The following is a 16223-nucleotide window of genomic DNA, read 5'->3' as shown; positions in this document are numbered from 1 at the left end:
GGCGATCAGACATCGCTCCATTCACGCAGCAAATTATGATAAATCCCCGTCAGGCGAGACAGCTCCTGGGCATCCGCATTCTGCTTGGCCAGTTGCTGAATGCTCTGATCCAGTTCCCACAGCAATTTGCGTTGATGCGCATGGCGCACCATGCTTTGTGTCCAGAAGAAGGATGCATAACGCGTCCCTTTAGTGACTGGCTGGACTCGATGCAAGCTGGTGCCGGGATAGACCACCATATGCCCCGCAGGCAGCTTGATGGACTGCGTACCGTACACATCCTCGATGATCAGCTCACCACCTTCGTATTCGTCGGGGTCACTGAAAAACAAGGTCGTAGAGACATCCGTCCGTAAGCGCTGAGCCGTGCCCGGAACGGTAAAAATAGCATTGTCGATATGGTTGCCGTACTCACCACCGCCCTCGTAGCGGTTGAAACGCGGAGGCAACATACGCAAGGGCAAGGCAGCCGCAATAAAACCGCTATGCTGGCCGAGCACATGCATCAAGAACTCTCCCATCTGACGGGACACAGCGGTATCCAGCGGCAATTGCAAATTACGTTTGCTGTGCTGAGCCAGATAACCCGCCGTCGTGCGTCCATCTTCCCACTGCGCCTGCTCCAGGGCCTGGCGACAGTCGCGCAACTGTTCAGCGTTCAGAACATCAGGGATCGTAATCAGCATGGCATACCTGCGAGAGCAAAAAGGAAGACAAGTCCAAGCAAGAAACAGACAGGCCGCCCCAAAAGGCGGCCCATCTGACTTTACACTACAAGTCGCAACTTACTCGAAGCGGTAAGAAGCATTGAACATGTAAGAGCGGCCTGGGCCTACGTTGGCAAACACGCCAACGTGGGAAGCATCATACATGCGCACATTGCTGATGTTGTTGACGTTGAACTGGAAGGACACGTTCTTGTTCAGGTCGTAACGTGCCATCGCATCGTAACGCCAGTAAGACGGCAATTTCAGCTCGTTGGCGTCATCCACAAAGCGCTTGCCAACAAAGGTAGCGCCTGCACCCAAGGTCAGCTCGGGCATGACTTTGTAGGTTGTCCAGACGTTGAAGCTCTGTTTGGAGATGAACTTCATCTGGTTGCCGTCAAAGACATTATCTTTGTTACGGTATTTCTTGATCTTGGGGTCCAGATAGGTATAACCGGCCCACAGATTCCAGTTCGGAGTAATGGCACCAGCCGCACCCAACTCCAGACCACGAACACGGTTGCTGCCGCTCAAGGAAACATCGCCCGTCAAAGGATCGGTAGAGCGGGCATCTTTCTTGTCGGTCTGGAAGATAGCCGCTGTCAGAGAAAGCTTCTCGTCGGCCACATCCCACTTGGTGCCCAGTTCCCAGCTATAGCTGCGCTCTGGCTTCAAGTCACGGATAGCGGCACCGCCCGCTGGGCCGTCAGCACCACCGGCCTGACCCAGGTTTTCACCCGTTGGGTTGGACGAGGTGCCATAGCTCAAGTAGATAGAACCATTGCGCGCAGGCTTGTACACCACGCCCAACTGGTAGTTCCACATATCGTCTTTGCGGGACTCTTTGGTGTTGTCTGCTTCAAAGCGATCAAAGCGCAAACCACCATTCACCGACCACTGATCATTAAATGCAATCGTGTCAAAGATATAAGCCGAGCGAGTCTTGATATCGCCGGTCTTGGTCTTGGGACCGTATTGCAAGGAGTAGTTGTATTGGCGGTTAGGATCCGGATTGTAGAAGGAATCCGTCTCACGGCCTGGACCACCCGTCATCGTCTTGTTGTGGATTTCCTCTTTGCTGATCTCCACCCCTGCAACGATATCGTGCTTGAGCGAACCAGTATTGAAGCTGCCATAGACATCGGTCTGGTTCAACAAGGACTCGGAGACCCGGTAGTTCGTCCGATCATCACGACGGAACTGCAGGCCTGGGCCCTCTGTCGCGCAAGCCCCGCCCGAGCTCGCTGTGCAATTGTCAAAAGACGGACGTGTCATCAAGTAGTGATTCAGCGTCTTGCTGTAGCGCGTCACGTTACGAACCGTGAAGCGATCGTTCAGATCGTGCTCGACGCTGGCGGTTGCGGTATCTGCCGTGTACTTACGGAAGTCCACATTGCGACGACCATAAAAGGTGTCGCGGTCCGCTTCCAAAGGAGTGACTCGATCCGGGTTGGCCGCATTCTTGAAGGGGAAGCCCAGATCCGGCATGTCCTTGTTTTCAAGACGGGAGTAGGACAAGGTCACACGGGTAGGAGTACCCAAGCCAAAGGCGATGGAAGGCGCGATGCCCCAGCGATCAATCTTCACGCCGTCGCGGCCTGCTACTTCACCGCCCATACGCATCAAGTTCAGACGAATGGCACCGGTATCGGAGAACGCGTAGTTACCGTCTGCCGTCAGGCGGTATTGATCCGACGTACCGTAACCCGCTTCCACTTGGAAGAAGTCTTTCAGTTTGGGGGACTTGGTCACCAGGTTCAAGCTACCGCCGGTACCGCCACGGCCTGTGTAGGCCGAGCTGGGGCCTTTCAAGACTTCAACCGATTCCAGGTTGAAGGTCTCGTGCGAGCCACGGGAGTAATCACGTACGCCATCAATAAAAATATCGGTACTGGCTTCGTAACCGCGAATAAAGGGGCGATCGCCCATAGGCGTGCCACCTTCGCCCGAGCCCAGCGTAATACCTGGGGTGGTACGCAACACATCTTGCAAGGAGGTCGCGCCACGGTCCTTGATCACCTCTTCGGGGATCACAGTAATGGAGCGGGGTGTGTTCAGCAAAGACTCGGAAAACTTCACCGACTGTGCTTTATGGGCTTGAAAGCCATCAATGCCATTGCTATCTGTTGCGCCCTGGACTTTGATCGACTGCAGCTCGGTCACGCCTGGATCGGCGGCTTGAGCAAAAACAGGGGTAGTCAGGGCCGCAAACAGTGCGGCAGATAAAACCGTCTCGGCAAAACGACGAGGCGGCAAGGAGGAAACGAACGACATCACCAGCTCCAAATGGTAGGTATCACTTTTCAAGGCAGGGCGATTGAAAGGGGCACGATCGCTCGCGTTAGCGGTGTTTCGCTGCCGAATAAGTGCTTTTAATGGGAGCCCGTAATATCAATCATTCTTATTATGAAGTCTATCCAAATCTTACGATTTCCTTAAATTCAGCTAAAAATCAGCTTGTTTTCGTCCACAGTGTGGTGTCCATGCATCGTATTACGATCAATTCTCATTAAGATGGACAAAAAATAAAAAATCGCTTAGTGATTGAATTTTAACCCTCCACTCATCTTCCCCCTTCTCCCCTTAATAACCTTTCAATAGGCGCAAAAAAGCCTCTATCTTACAAAACAAGAAAGAGGCTTATAAGCTGACAATTTGCTGAATCCGCTCTTTACGAGCGGATTCAGCTAGTTTCAGATTTACAGGTTCAGCAGCAAACGGTTCACGCGTTTCACAAAGCTGGCGGGATCTTGCAATGCGGCGCCTTCGGCCAGCATGGCTTGTTCCAGCAGCAATTGCGCCCATTCACCAAAGGCTTCATCGTCAGCGGCCTGGACCTTGGCGATCAAAGCGTGTTCCGGGTTGATTTCCAGAATTGGCTTCACTTCAGGAGCTTCCTGGCCAGCGGCTTGCAGCATACGCAGCAGGTGCGGGCTCAGTTCGTTGGCATCGACCACCACGCAAGCGGGGGAATCGACCAGACGTGCGGTAATGCGCACTTCCTTGACCTTCTCGCCCAATGTGGTTTGCAGGCGATCAACCAGAGGTTTGAAGGTTTCAGCCACTTCGGCCTGATGCTTCTTTTCTTCCTCGTCCGCCAGCGCATCCAGATCCAGGCCGCCCTTGGCCACAGACACCAGTTGCTTGCCTTCAAATTCACGCAGATAGGACAGCATCCACTCGTCCACGCGATCGGACATCAGCAGCACTTCGATGCCTTTCTTGCGGAATACTTCCAGATGCGGGCTGTTCGATGCAGCAGCAAAGGTGTCAGCCGTGACGTAGTAAATCTTGTCCTGGCCTTCTTTCATTCGAGCGATGTAATCGTTCAGGGACACGGTCTGAGCCGAGCCTTCCTGATTCGTGGAAGCAAAGCGCAGCAAGGCAGCGATACGCGCCTGGTTGCTCATGTCTTCGCCTGCGCCTTCTTTCAGGACTTGGCCAAACTGGTTCCAGAACTCGGCGTATTGCTCGGGCTGGTTCTCGGCCAGATCTTCCAGCAAGGACAGGATGCGTTTGGCACTACCTTCACGGATAGCACGCACATCACGGCTTTCTTGCAGGATTTCACGCGACACGTTCAGCGGCAGGTCGGCCGAATCGATTACGCCACGCACAAAGCGCAGGTAGGCGGGCAACAGTTGCTCGGCGTCGTCCATGATGAACACGCGCTTCACGTACAGCTTCACGCCACGGCGAGCATCGCGGTCCCACAGGTCAAACGGAGCCTGCTTGGGTACGAACAACAGTTGGGTGTATTCGCTACGGCCTTCTACCCGGTTGTGTGTCCAGGCCAGAGGATTCTCGTAATCGTGGGCGATGTGCTTGTAGAACTCCTGGTACTGCTCGTCAGTAATTTCCGACTTGGAGCGTGTCCACAAGGCGCTGGCCTGGTTAATGCTTTCCCATTCGTCCTGAATGACTTGCTGCTGCTTTTCCTCGTCCCACTCTTCTTTGCGCATTTGCACAGGCAAAGAGATGTGATCGGAGTAGCGACGCAGCACGTTGCGCAAGCGCCAGCCGTCCAGGAAATCGTCCTCGCCTTCACGCAGATGCAGGGTAATCGTCGTACCGCGCTCGGTTTTCTTGGCGGCGGCGATGGTGAATTCACCTTCACCAGCGGATTCCCACAGCACGGCTTCCTGATCCTGACCTGCACGGCGCGTCAACACGGACACTTTGTCGGCCACGATAAAGGAGGAGTAAAAGCCCACGCCAAACTGACCAATCAGTTGGGTGTCTTTCTGCTTGTCGCCCGTCAGTTGGGAGAAGAATTCTTTGGTGCCCGAGCGCGCAATGGTGCCCAGGTTGGCAATGGCTTCATCACGCGACATGCCAATGCCGTTGTCAGACAGGGTGATCGTGCGCTGTTCTTTGTCGAACTCCACACGGATACGCATTTCTGGATCGCCCTCCAGCAAGGCTGGATTGTCGATGGCCTCAAAGCGCAGTTTGTCACAGGCATCCGACGCATTGGATACCAGCTCACGCAGGAAAATCTCCTTGTTGCTGTACAAGGAGTGAATCATCAAATGCAGTAATTGTTTGACTTCAGCCTGAAAACCCAAGGTTTCGGACGTATTCGCAGTGTCAGTCTGGCTCATGGTGAAAAAGCAAAAAATGGGTTGATTGCCGCGCGCCAAAGCGCGCCCTATTGCAGACAGATAGGGACGTCCTGCGATATTTCAAGAGAGCAATCAGGCAGCGGGGCCGGAAGTCAGGGCAATCACGCCGCTGATCATGACCGCACAGCCCAGCAGACTCCAGACATTGGCTTTCTCGCGCAGCACCACCATGCCCAGCAGCGTGCCAGCCATCATGGACATTTCACGGGCCGGTGCCACCATGGACAAGGGTGCGCCCAGACTCAAGGCCTGCAGGACCAGAATGTAAGACATGGGGGACAGCAAGCCCACAGCAGCCGCCAGTTTCCAATAAGGTTTGAGCTTGACGAAGCCCGCCCGGCCTCGGCGGGCAATAAAGGGGGCCAACATGCCCAGACGCAGCACATTGCTGAACCAGTCCAGCAAAAAAGGCGAGATCAGCAGGACTTTGACGCCATAGGCGTCGACCACGGTATACGCCGCAATCAAGATCCCTGTCTGCATCCCCCAACGCACGCCTGTCAGCGCAGCAGGACTGAAGAAACGACGCAAATGTCCTTGTGTCGCGATCAACAAAATGCCCATCACCACCAGCAAGATCCCCAATACACCCAATGGTCGTACCGGCTCGCCCAGCAGGATAAAGGCACCAATTGAAGACAACATGGGGCCTGTGCCGCGTGCAATCGGGTACACCACCGAGAGGTCTGCCACCTGATAGCCTTTTTGCAGGCTCAGGCTATAGCCCATGTGCAGCAAGGCACTGAGCATCACACAGGTAATGGTCTCGCTAGTCCAGGGCATATTGCCCTGGGTAAAGACCACCCACAGCATGATGGGGAAATAAAACAGGATGGCGAAAAAGGAGTACGCAAATACAAAATGCGCCCCTGCCATGGCGGCCCGTTTAGAGAGCAGATTCCAACCCGCATGAATGAACGCAGCACACACCACCAACAACAACGCGGTCCAGGACATGAGGGCTTCCACCAGCAAATAGCAAAAGAAAAACTATACGCCCCCTTCATAGGCGAGGCCAGCCAATCACGGCGCTTTCAACGTCCCATGACAAATAAGAGACAGTACTGGACAATTCAAACATCAAGGTATGATGTTCGGCACGTATTTTGATATGGAGCTGACCATGAGCACCCTGCTGTATGTTGATTTTCCCTACCCCGGCCCTTGGGGCGCAGACATGGGTGAAGCCATGCAAGAACTGGCGCAATCCATCTGTCTGGAACCCGGCCTGATCTGGAAAATCTGGACTGAAAATAAAGAACAGTCCAAAGCAGGTGGCGTGTATCTGTTCAGCGACAAGCCCAGCGCACAAGCCTATCTGGACATGCACAGCAAGCGGCTTAACAGCTTTGGGATCACAGGCATTGATGCCCGTTTTTTTGATGTGAACCAGCCACTGACAGAAATCAATGCCGGCCCCCTGTCGGCAGCCAAATAAAACCCCGTCTGCAGACACAAAAAAGCCCGCCTGCACAGCAGCAGGCGGGCTTTCACGACTATCTTCAGGCAGTCAGCTCAACAGCCTTGAAATCCACCGGGACTTCCAGCGCATTGTTGATGTAGTTGGTGAACAGGTTCAAGGCGGTAACACCGACCAGCTCCACCACTTCACCCTCGGAAAAACCGGCGTCGCGCACAGCTTGTACATCGGCCGCCGACACTTGCCCACGCTGGTCCACCAGCTTGAGCACAAATTTCAATGCGGCTGCGGTACGAGGGTCATCGGACTGACCACGCTGGGCTTGCGCCAGAACTTCTGGGCTCAAACCGGCATTGGCACCCAGCACGTTATGCGCGGCCAGGCAGTATTCGCAACGGTTACGGTCAGCAATGGCAATAGCCAATTGCTCACCCAGCTTGGCGCCTAACTGGCCACCGGCAAAAGCGCCGAAGGAACCCCACATGCTGCGCAAGGCCGCTGGCGAATTGGACACCATACGGAACATGGCAGGTACGCTACCACCAAAGGCTTTTTGAATTTCCTGCAAAGCAGGCTGGCTGGCGGCGGGAGCTTGGGCAACTTCAGGCAATGTAAGACGGGACATGGTGATCTCCTGGTGAAGTGGGCCGTTGTGGCCGAAATGAAGCGAGCAGGGATAGTGTCTCGCCAAGCGCAAGATCATTGAATAAGATTAGTCCCGACAACTTACCTTTTCATCCAGACGAGGATGTTTTCATGAACCTGGATCGCCTCTCCCTTCTGCTGGAACAATTCCGTGTTCGGGCACATTTGTTCTACAACGGCTCTTTGTGTGGTGTAACGCGATTCGCGGCCCAGCCAGGCCGTGCCTTCCTGCACATCCTGCGACGTGGGCAGCTAAGCGTGCGTCATGACCCGCGTGATCCGGTGCCAACCGTCATGACGATTGACCGCCCCAGCCTGCTGTTTTATCCCCGACCGCTGGAACATGCTTTTTACGATCTGCCCAATGAAGGCTCGGACTTCACCTGCGCGACGCTGGATTTTGACGGGGGTGAACACCATCCCCTGGCCCGCTCCCTGCCTGGTCTGATTATTGTTCCCTTGGACGAGGCGGCAGGTCTGGAACAAGCTCTGGGCCTGTTATTTGCGGAAACCGAGTCCGTGCGCTGCGGCCATCGCTTGCTGGCAGATCGCCTGTTCGAGATCGTGCTGTTGCAGTTGCTGCGCTGGCTGTTTGATAACCCGGATCGTTGTGACATTCCTGTCGGCCTCTTTCGGGGCTTGTCGCACCCACCCGTTGCGCGGGCCTTGCTGGCGATTCAGGCCGATCCGGGCCGGGACTGGACGGTACAGTCGCTGGCCCAGGAAGCCAAGTTGTCGCGTAGCGCGTTTGCTGTGCAGTTCAAGCATTGGGTGGGCGACACTCCAGCGGACTACCTGGCCCAATGGCGCTTGTCCCTGGCATGCCAAAGACTGGTTCAAGGCCAATCGGCCAAACGGATTGCCCTGGACCTGGGTTATGCCAACCCATCGGCACTATCCCGTCTGTTTCGCCAGCGCACAGGCCAATCCATGCGGGAGTGGCTGGCCGCACGTCAGTCAAACTGAGCGGTCCTGATCCAGTACCGCCAAAAAGTTCGTCAAGGCCGGGTTAGGATTGTCGGAGACATAGGCACTCATCAGCTCGGCAGCAATATCATCGGCATCCAGCAAAGGCAGATACACCAGCGTATCCGTGCGCAAACGAGCCAAAGAAGCGGGCACGATAGCCGGGGCAATACCGGCTTCAACCATCACCAACACCGTTGGCACCATGCTTTCCTGCACAAAACGCGGCAAGCAGCCTGAACGCTGCAACATGCGTTGCTGAAGCAAATGAAAGTAGCGCGACTGCTGGCGCGAATAAGCCACCATTTCATAGGAAAAAGCCTGGAATAGCGTCAGCCCCTGACGATGCTCTTCGGCACGCGGATCATCGCGCCTGAGGACAAACATCATGGGTTCGGACTCCACTAGCTGCGGATTCAGATCGGGTACGGCAAAGGATGGCCGGATCAAAGCCACATCAACCCGACGTTCGTACAAGGCCGCAGGCATATCGCTGGAATTCATCTCGTGAATCTGCAGATCCACTTGCGGGAAATCCTGGCGAAAGCGATACAAATGCTTGGATACGTCGGCATAGGCACTGCTGGGCGTCAGGGCAATGCGCAGCATGCCGGTTTCCCCCCGATGCACTTGCTGTACCGCTTGTACCGTCTGCTCCAGCTCCGTGCCAATCAGACGCAAGCGTCGTTGCAACTCCGCTCCCGCCGCCGTCAATTGCACGGTACGCGTGGTGCGGATAAACAGAGTGGCACCGACCTGCTCTTCCAGCCTGCGTATGGCTTGGCTCAAAGGCGGCTGGGTCATGAACAAACGCTGGGCGGCCCGACCAAAGTGCAGCTCTTCAGCCAGAACCAGGAACATCTCGCTTAATTTGGAGTCCAGCATAGGAATGTCAATTAGGTCTTAAAATGAATTAATAAAGGTTATTTTTAATATTAGACAACATAATATCCCCTATCTACTATCCGTCCTGACACTTATCAAAAAACAGGGCCAAGCTGCACGTCACTGCAAAATTGGCCTACCGCAGGAGATAAACATGACGGTATTCAAGCATCGCGCCCCTTTACTGAGCGGCCTGCTGGCACTGACCTTACTGGGCTCGAACTCGGCTTTGGCTGATGCAGCCTACCCTTCGCAAGCCATTACCTTTGTTGTGCCTTACGCGGCCGGTGGCAGTTCTGACACCCGCTCTCGCATGCTGGCTCAAAAGATGAGCGATAGCTTGGGCGTGACTATTGTGGTGGAAAACAAGCCCGGTGCCAGCGGCAATATCGGCACCAGCATGATTGCTCGCGCCAAGCCTAACGGCTACACCATTGGTCTGGGCAACTTTGGCCCCATGTCGGTGAACAAGGCCCTGTACGGCAGCAACCTGCCCTTTGACCCTGAGCAGGACTTGCAACCCATCGCACTGATCGAACGGGGTGCCATGGCGCTGGGCGTGAACAGCAATTCCCCCTACCAATCCCTGGCTGATCTGGTTAACGACGGCAAGAAGAACCCCGAAAAACTGGACTATGCCTCGACTGGCGCAGGCGGTGCCTCGCACTTGCTGACCGAGCAATTCAAGGCCACCTCCGGCTTTGATGCTGTTCACGTGCCTTACCGTGGCGGCGCACCCGCCTCGAATGACTTGCTGGCCGGTAATATCTCGTTCTATCTGGAATTGGCCAGTCTGTTTTTGCCACACATGCAAGTCGATAACCCGCGCTTGCGTGTTCTGGGCGTGACCTCTGAAGAACGTCTGAAATCCATGCCAAACACCCCCACCTTCAAGGAACAAGGGGTAGATTTGGTGGCATCGAACTGGTTTGGCGTGATTGCTCCTGCTGGCCTGCCTGCTGATGTCCTGGAAAAACTGAACAAAGCCATCAACGACGCCCTGCAAGACCCCGACTACCGTCAGATTGTGGAGTCTCAAGGTGCGGAAGTGGTGGGTGGTACCCCCGAAGAATTCACCGCTTTTGCGAAAGAAGAAACCAAACGCTGGACCGCACTGATCAAGGCTCAGAACATCTCGATTCAGTAGTGCCAGATCTCGCTTATGACTGCAAACCCTAGCCCCCTCGCTTTGCAGGACCAGTCCATCCAGGCCTGGTCCTGGCTGGCTGACCCAGCCACCTGTATCAGCACCCACCCCAGCGGCCCCTTGGCGGGTTTGAGCTTTGGGGTGAAAGATGTGCTGGATGTTCAAGGCATGCCCACCCGCTATGGCGCACATTTCCCTGATGCCTTGCCCGCAGAACGCGACGCCGCTTGTGTGGCCCTGCTGCGCCGTGCCGGTGCGGTCGCACTGGGTAAAACCGTTACCGCTGAATTTGCCTACGCCGCTCCTGGCCCCACTCGGAACCCACTGAATCTGGACCATACACCCGGCGGCTCCTCCAGTGGCTCGGCGGCCGCCGTGGCGGCAGGCATGGTCGATTTTGCATTGGGGACCCAAACCGGGGGCTCCATGATGCGCCCCGCGGCGTTTACCGGCATTCTGGGTTTCAAACCCAGCTTTGGCGCGGTACATCGCAGCGGTCTTTTCTTGCTGTGCGACAGCCTGGACACCATTGGCTACTTCAGCCGGGACTTGTCCGTGCTGCGCCGTGTGACCACGGTCTTGCAGGGCTTGCCTGATGTTCAGGTCCCCACCGCGCCACGCATTGGCGTGCTGGACGGCAAAGATCTGGGCCCGATCACACCGGCTGCTCTGGCGGCGTTGGAGCAAGGTTGCCAGCACCTGGAACAAGAAGGCGCCCAACTGGAGCGTTTGCCTGCCGACCCGCAACTGAAAGAGCTGCTCATCCTGCAAGGCCAGATCATGGGCTATGAAATGGCCCGCAGCCTGCTGCCCGTCTGGCAAGCCAGCCCGGATGCCTTGCGCCCGGTTACGGTTCAAGCTATCAAACATGGCCTGGACCTGCCCGCCGTGGACTATCACGCTTGGCAAGCACGCCGCCGTCAGCTTGAACGGGAATGGCAGGATCGCTATGGCCATTTTGATGCCTTGCTGACTCCGGCTGCACCCGGACCGGCACCGTATGGTTTGGACAGCACGGGCTCTTCTGTTCTGAATCGTCCCTGGTCTTTGCTGGGCTGGCCTACCTTGAGCCTGCCCGCTCCCGGCCAGAACAGCCCCTTGCCTTTGGGTTTGCAGCTGATCGGGCAGCCTCATCAAGATGCGGCTTTGCTGGATCTGGCCTCGCTGATTTGCCCGGCCTGAGCAGTCCGAAAAGCAATCAAAAGACTTACTCTGAAACAAGCAGAAATAGAGTAAACAGCAACCAGAATCATTAACAAATGCTTTAAATAACAACTATTTAGGAGTGCTTTGAGTTTTCTCAAAGTACCCTTGAATACTGGCTCTACAGACGGCTAGGCGGCGTACTAACATCAATAAGGTGTTCCCGGTGCGCCGCGTCAGTATGTTCTTCAAATCGCGACTACGCAGCGCCCGGCTCTTTCAAACAATCCGGAAAAGGCCATGCGTCGCCCTCTCTTGCTGTTGCTCTCAACTTTCTTTTTGATCTGGGCTGTCGAAGCCCTGTGGCTGGCCCCGTCGCCACCAGGCGATACGCTGTGGTTGGTCCGGCAAGAAGGCATGCTGCTGACAGGCATTCTGGCGCTGGGCACTATGACAGCCATTATGGTTCTGGCCCTGCGTCCCCGCCGTCTGGAACCCTGGCTGGGTGGCATGGACAAAGCCTACAGGCTGCATAAATGGCTGGGCATCATCGCCATTTTGCTCAGTCTGGCCCATTGGCTCAGCAAGGAATCCAAAGGCCTGATTTCTGCGGCTATCGGCACGGGTGGCCGTCTGGCCAAAACACCTGTGCCTGAATGGGTCAGCCTGTTCAAACCCTATGCCAAAACCCTGGGCGAGTGGACCTTTTACGCGCTGATTCTGATGCTGATCATCACTCTGGCGCGGCGCACGATTTCCTATAAAAAATGGTACAGCCTGCATCGTCTGATGCCGGTGGCCTATTTGATCCTGATCTTTCATGGTGTGGTGCTGACACCCCCTGCTTACTGGAGTGGCATAGGCGGCTGGGCGCTGGCCATCACCATGGTGATCGGAACGGCAGCCGCATGTATTCAACTGCTGCGTAATTTGAGTTCGGCCTACCCCCATACCGGCACCGTCATCTCCTGTACCTCGCAAGGCGATGTGCTGGAGGTGCAATGCCGCATGGACCAATCCTGGCCGGGCCACCAGGCCGGGCAATTCGCCTTTTTACGCTTGAAGGGTGAGTCCGAATCCCATCCATTCACCTTGTCCGATGCGGATCAGGACAACCAGATTGTGCGCTTTCATATCAAGCAGTTGGGCGATTGGACACGTCGCTTGCCCGAACGTTTGCATATAGGTCAGAACATAGAACTGGATGGCCCGTATGGCCGCTTCACCCAGCCGGGCAGCGATGAAAAGGGGATCTATATCTGGGTAGGTGCGGGTGTTGGGGCCACGCCATTTCTATCCTGGTTAAGCCAGGAACACCATGAAGGTCACGCGCCCTATGCCTATCTGCAGTATGCCTGTCAGCACAGCTCGGACCCGTTGGCCCAGGCCTTGAGCAAGGCCGCCAAAGAGCACCCGGATGTAAATCTTGAAATCTATGCGGATGGCCGTCGCTGGACGCCCAGAGAGGTGCTGCAGTACTACCATGCCGACATGCCTCTGCATATCTGGTTCTGTGGCCCGGCAGCCATGGGCAGGCAGTTGCGGCGTGAACTCAAGCAGACTTTGCCTGCGAAATCCTGGACGCTGCACAAGGAACACTTCCAGTTCCGCTAAGCATTTGCTCATCCAGCAACTGGCCTTGTTCATCAATCAGAACAAGGCCAGTTCTGCTTATGCGGAGTGCAGAAGTCCAGTGCGACTAGAACAGCCTAGGTATTTTGGTGGGGTGGCGTTGCCCCGAGCATAGACACAAAAAGAGTCACCAGATTGTTCTCCATGGCGGCCCACTGCTCCGGGGTTTCCAGACCCATATTGTCGACCGCACCATGCATGCCCTGGTAGATCACCCAGGCGGTCAAATCCACATCGGCCACCGACCAGGCACCGGCTTTCTGGCCTTCGCACAAAATCGTGTGCAGCGGCTCGGTCACCGTATTGCGCTCGCCCTGGTAATTGCTGCGCATATGGTCTGAAAACACCAGATCATGCATCTCCAGCGTATCTCTATACGCCTGCACCGAAGCCCGAATCCAACAGGCCAGACGCTGCACCCAATCATCTTCCGGCGCTTGCTCCAGCGCCCCTTGCACGCGGTCATGAAACTGCTGGATGAACTGCTCGCGCAAGGCGGCCAGTATCTCCTGCTTGGAGCTGAAATAGTGGTAGAACAAGCCCTTGGACATGCCCGCCCGCAACACAATTTCATCGACCGGGGTCGCATCAAACCCTTGTTGCAAAAACAAGGTGGCGGCCGCTTCCAGTAAATCCCGGCGGCGAACTTCAGAGGGTTGGGTACGAGGTGTTTTGGCTGCAGTCATGGGCGTCAAGGTATCAGAAAAACCCGACAAAGTGCCTCGTCGGGTATCACTGCGCTATTTTAGCCAGCCTGTTTATTTTTATTGACTGACAGTCAGTCAATATTTTATAGTCATCGATAATAATTCTCATTTATCGAATACTATGACTCGCCGACTCGCTCTAACCATCGCCATTTACCTGGGGACTTTCATGGTCACCCTGGATATCAGCATCGTGAATCTGGCCCTGCCCCGTATGCAGCAAGCCCTGCAAACCGATATGGCTGGGCTGCAATGGATTGTGGATGCCTACGCCCTGTGCCTGTCCGCCTTCATGCTGTCTGCCGGACTCTTGGGTGATCGCTACGGACGCAAGAAAAGCTGGTTGCTGGGGGTGCTGGCCTTTACCGTCGGTTCCATGATGTGCGCCCTGGCCGGTTCACTGACCGCCCTGCTGTGGGGACGCATTGTGCAGGGCATGGCTGGAGCCCTATTGATCCCCGGTGCCCTGTCGATTCTGACCCATGCCTTCCCTGACTCGGCTCAACGAGCCCGCGTCATTGGCGGCTGGTCCTCCTTCAGCGCGCTGGCCTTGGTACTGGGCCCGATTCTGGGGGGTGTACTGGTGGATCTGGCTGACTGGCCATCTATTTTCAGCCTGAATCTGCCCCTGGGTTTGCTGACACTGGCCTTGGGCATGTGGGGGATTGAAGAATCTGCCCACCCCGAACACGCCGCTTTTGACCCTATCGGCCAATTGCTCAGCGTGATCTGGCTGGGAGTCCTGACGTATGGGCTGATCTGCGCCGGAGAACAAGGCTGGCACGCATCAGAAACGGTGCAGTCTCTGGCTTTGGCCGCCGTCACGTTCCTGGCCTTTATCTACGCCCAAACGCGAGTTGCCCGCCCTTTACTGCCTTTGAGTCTGTTTCGAGATTACCGCTTCAGTGCTGCGAACGTGGCTTCCTTTGTGCTGGGTTTCGCGGCCTATAGCAATGTGTTTTTCCTGTCGCTGTTCTTTCAGAACGCCTTGGGCTGGAGCGCCACACAAACCGGCTGGGGTCTGGCTCCCCAATTCATCGGCATGGCCGTGCTGGCCTCCCGCTTTGGGGCCCTAAGTCAACGCTTTGGCTTGAAGCTGGTACTGATCGTCGGCTTTGGCCTGATGGCCGCAGGTTCCTGGTTAATGATGCTGCTGCAACCCGACGCATCCTACTGGCTCGCCGGTTTTGCTCTGGCCGTACTGGGTGTAGGTATGGGCTTGTCCGTTCCGGCTTGCAGCACCCTGGTCATGAATCTGGTGCCACGCGAGCGCTCCGGCATGGCCTCGGCCACGACCAATGCCATACGCCAAACAGGCATGACGCTAGGCGTCGCCCTGCTGGCCTCCTTGATGAGCCAAGGAGCCGTCACCTCCCTGTCCAGCCGCCTGGACCCTGCCCATCCGAATGTAGAGCAAGCGCATCAGATCATTACCTCAGGTCAGGTGAATTTGCCCGCCTCGGCGGACCCTTTCTTCTGGATGGAGGCGGTTCAACACGCTTGGGCTGACGGTTTCCACCGCGTCATGTTCTGGGCGGGTTTGCTGGCCCTCATTAGTCTGATGTTATTGGTACGCCTGCGCTTGCCCCGCGTTCAGGCAGCACCCGCCGCGGCTGTGGAACTGCATTGACACCCCGCTGTTCCACTGGCCCGGCCTGGATTTACAATAGCGCATGGATAAATTACGACTGGATAAATGGCTATGGGCCGCGCGCTTTTACAAGACGCGCAGCCTAGCCTCTGAAGAGATCACCAAAGGGCGGGTATTGCTGAATCAGCAAACGACCAAGCCTGCCCGCGAAGTATCGATTGGTGATGTGATTACCCTTCGCAAAGAAACTCCGGCCATGGAGGTTCATGTCACCGCCTTAAGCGGCGTACGTGGCCCTGCCCCGGTTGCCCGTCAGTTGTATCAAGAGACAGAAGAAAGCAGCACACGACGCACACAGGCAGCCGAACAACGCCGTCTGGCACCCGAGCCTGCGCTGGATTTTGATGCTGGCCGCCCGACCAAAAAAGATCGTCGTCAGATGCAGTTGCTACGGGGTAAATAGACCGCTCGCTCCTCATCCTTCGCGATACTGAAAAAGCCCTGCCAAGCTGCCCTGCTTGGCAGGGCTTTTTTTTGTGCATCGTTCTTTCGGCTTGTCTATCAACAGCGTTTCACAACGATCTGGACAGAGAGTAAAACCCGCTCCTGTTTGCCTCCTCCCAGCCCTGTCTGCCCACTTACTCAGCCAGCCCCTGCGCTGCGTCCAAGCACCGCATACAAGGTCTGGGCTCCCGTCTCCCAAAGAATCTCCCGATGTTGAAAACCCTCTACTAAAGAGCTTCCAAATAGCTCCG

Annotated in this window: 14 protein-coding genes; 7 read left to right on the top strand and 7 right to left on the bottom strand. The window is 56.0% G+C overall.

What is annotated here, in order from left to right; genetic code table 11:
• Positions 1–5: 5 nt before the first annotated feature.
• The 4 genes from JYG33_RS16220 to JYG33_RS16205 form a co-directional block, all read right to left on the bottom strand.
• Positions 6–686, bottom strand: a complete 681-nt coding sequence (locus JYG33_RS16220; protein ID WP_207873197.1) for a Fe2+-dependent dioxygenase — start codon at positions 684–686, stop codon at positions 6–8.
• A 99-nt stretch (positions 687–785) separates the two neighbouring features.
• Positions 786–2981: a TonB-dependent siderophore receptor gene (locus JYG33_RS16215; protein WP_207873196.1), complete on the bottom strand. Its 2196-nt coding sequence runs from the start codon at positions 2979–2981 to the stop codon at positions 786–788.
• Positions 2982–3406: 425 nt separating this feature from the next.
• Entirely contained in the window at positions 3407–5311 is a 1905-nt protein-coding gene (htpG, locus tag JYG33_RS16210) for a molecular chaperone HtpG (RefSeq protein WP_207873195.1), read from the bottom strand.
• A 93-nt stretch (positions 5312–5404) separates the two neighbouring features.
• Positions 5405–6289: an EamA family transporter gene (locus tag JYG33_RS16205; RefSeq protein ID WP_207873194.1), complete on the bottom strand. Its 885-nt coding sequence runs from the start codon at positions 6287–6289 to the stop codon at positions 5405–5407.
• A gap of 166 nt (positions 6290–6455) precedes the next feature.
• Between JYG33_RS16205 and JYG33_RS16200 the strand changes: the two genes are divergently transcribed.
• Positions 6456–6770 carry a monooxygenase gene (locus tag JYG33_RS16200; protein ID WP_207873193.1) on the top strand — a complete coding sequence of 105 codons (315 nt, stop codon included), beginning with the start codon at positions 6456–6458 and terminating at the stop codon, positions 6768–6770.
• 64 nt (positions 6771–6834) lie between these two features.
• On the opposite strand, the gene JYG33_RS16195 is transcribed toward JYG33_RS16200, so the two are convergent.
• A complete protein-coding gene (locus tag JYG33_RS16195) occupies positions 6835–7377 on the bottom strand; it encodes a carboxymuconolactone decarboxylase family protein (protein WP_207873192.1) in 543 nt (180 codons plus the stop codon).
• Between the two features lie 131 nt (positions 7378–7508).
• On the opposite strand from JYG33_RS16195, the gene JYG33_RS16190 reads away from it, so the two are divergent.
• Entirely contained in the window at positions 7509–8363 is an 855-nt protein-coding gene (locus JYG33_RS16190; protein ID WP_207873191.1) for an AraC family transcriptional regulator, read from the top strand.
• Here JYG33_RS16190 and JYG33_RS16185 read toward each other — a convergent pair.
• On the bottom strand, positions 8355–9248 hold the full coding sequence (locus JYG33_RS16185) for a LysR substrate-binding domain-containing protein (protein ID WP_207873190.1): 894 nt from the start codon (positions 9246–9248) through the stop codon (positions 8355–8357). The two genes, JYG33_RS16190 and JYG33_RS16185, sit on opposite strands and share 9 nt — an antisense overlap.
• A gap of 154 nt (positions 9249–9402) precedes the next feature.
• On the opposite strand from JYG33_RS16185, the gene JYG33_RS16180 reads away from it, so the two are divergent.
• From JYG33_RS16180 to JYG33_RS16170, 3 genes are all read left to right on the top strand, one after another.
• The gene (locus JYG33_RS16180; protein WP_207873189.1) at positions 9403–10395 is read left to right on the top strand and encodes a tripartite tricarboxylate transporter substrate binding protein; all 993 of its coding nucleotides are present in this window, start codon (positions 9403–9405) and stop codon (positions 10393–10395) included.
• Positions 10396–10410: 15 nt separating this feature from the next.
• On the top strand, positions 10411–11577 hold the full coding sequence (locus JYG33_RS16175; protein ID WP_207873188.1) for an amidase: 1167 nt from the start codon (positions 10411–10413) through the stop codon (positions 11575–11577).
• Positions 11578–11838: 261 nt separating this feature from the next.
• Positions 11839–13152 carry a ferric reductase-like transmembrane domain-containing protein gene (locus JYG33_RS16170; protein ID WP_207873187.1) on the top strand — a complete coding sequence of 438 codons (1314 nt, stop codon included), beginning with the start codon at positions 11839–11841 and terminating at the stop codon, positions 13150–13152.
• Between the two features lie 95 nt (positions 13153–13247).
• Here JYG33_RS16170 and JYG33_RS16165 read toward each other — a convergent pair whose 3' ends face one another.
• Positions 13248–13886 carry a TetR/AcrR family transcriptional regulator gene (locus tag JYG33_RS16165; protein ID WP_207873186.1) on the bottom strand — a complete coding sequence of 213 codons (639 nt, stop codon included), beginning with the start codon at positions 13884–13886 and terminating at the stop codon, positions 13248–13250.
• 112 nt (positions 13887–13998) lie between these two features.
• On the opposite strand from JYG33_RS16165, the gene JYG33_RS16160 reads away from it, so the two are divergent.
• Positions 13999–15507 carry an MFS transporter gene (locus tag JYG33_RS16160; protein ID WP_207873185.1) on the top strand — a complete coding sequence of 503 codons (1509 nt, stop codon included), beginning with the start codon at positions 13999–14001 and terminating at the stop codon, positions 15505–15507.
• Positions 15508–15550: 43 nt separating this feature from the next.
• Positions 15551–15931, top strand: coding sequence for an RNA-binding S4 domain-containing protein (locus JYG33_RS16155; RefSeq protein ID WP_207873184.1), 381 nt, complete (start codon positions 15551–15553; stop codon positions 15929–15931).
• The last annotated feature ends 292 nt before the right edge of the window (positions 15932–16223 follow it).

The sequence above is a fragment of the Alcaligenes sp. SORT26 genome (assembly GCF_017377875.1).
In the GTDB taxonomy this organism is placed as follows: Bacteria; Pseudomonadota; Gammaproteobacteria; order Burkholderiales; family Burkholderiaceae_B; genus Alcaligenes; species Alcaligenes parafaecalis.
The sequence above is the reverse complement of the archived record's forward strand: the minus strand, read 5'-3'. Positions and strand labels throughout refer to the sequence as shown.

Excerpts from the sequence above, each read along its gene's own strand:
- JYG33_RS16170 (WP_207873187.1), top strand. The coding sequence starts at position 11,839 with ATGCGTCGCCCTCTCTTGCTGTTGCTCTCAACTTTCTTTTTGATCTGG.
- JYG33_RS16175 (WP_207873188.1), top strand. The coding sequence starts at position 10,411 with ATGACTGCAAACCCTAGCCCCCTCGCTTTGCAGGACCAGTCCATCCAG.
- JYG33_RS16220 (WP_207873197.1), bottom strand. The coding sequence starts at position 686 with ATGCTGATTACGATCCCTGATGTTCTGAACGCTGAACAGTTGCGCGAC.
- JYG33_RS16160 (WP_207873185.1), top strand. The coding sequence starts at position 13,999 with ATGACTCGCCGACTCGCTCTAACCATCGCCATTTACCTGGGGACTTTC.
- JYG33_RS16190 (WP_207873191.1), top strand. The coding sequence starts at position 7,509 with ATGAACCTGGATCGCCTCTCCCTTCTGCTGGAACAATTCCGTGTTCGG.
- JYG33_RS16215 (WP_207873196.1), bottom strand. The coding sequence starts at position 2,981 with ATGTCGTTCGTTTCCTCCTTGCCGCCTCGTCGTTTTGCCGAGACGGTT.
- htpG (WP_207873195.1), bottom strand. The coding sequence starts at position 5,311 with ATGAGCCAGACTGACACTGCGAATACGTCCGAAACCTTGGGTTTTCAG.
- JYG33_RS16180 (WP_207873189.1), top strand. The coding sequence starts at position 9,403 with ATGACGGTATTCAAGCATCGCGCCCCTTTACTGAGCGGCCTGCTGGCA.
- JYG33_RS16200 (WP_207873193.1), top strand. The coding sequence starts at position 6,456 with ATGAGCACCCTGCTGTATGTTGATTTTCCCTACCCCGGCCCTTGGGGC.
- JYG33_RS16195 (WP_207873192.1), bottom strand. The coding sequence starts at position 7,377 with ATGTCCCGTCTTACATTGCCTGAAGTTGCCCAAGCTCCCGCCGCCAGC.
- JYG33_RS16185 (WP_207873190.1), bottom strand. The coding sequence starts at position 9,248 with ATGCTGGACTCCAAATTAAGCGAGATGTTCCTGGTTCTGGCTGAAGAG.
- JYG33_RS16205 (WP_207873194.1), bottom strand. The coding sequence starts at position 6,289 with ATGTCCTGGACCGCGTTGTTGTTGGTGGTGTGTGCTGCGTTCATTCAT.
- JYG33_RS16155 (WP_207873184.1), top strand. The coding sequence starts at position 15,551 with ATGGATAAATTACGACTGGATAAATGGCTATGGGCCGCGCGCTTTTAC.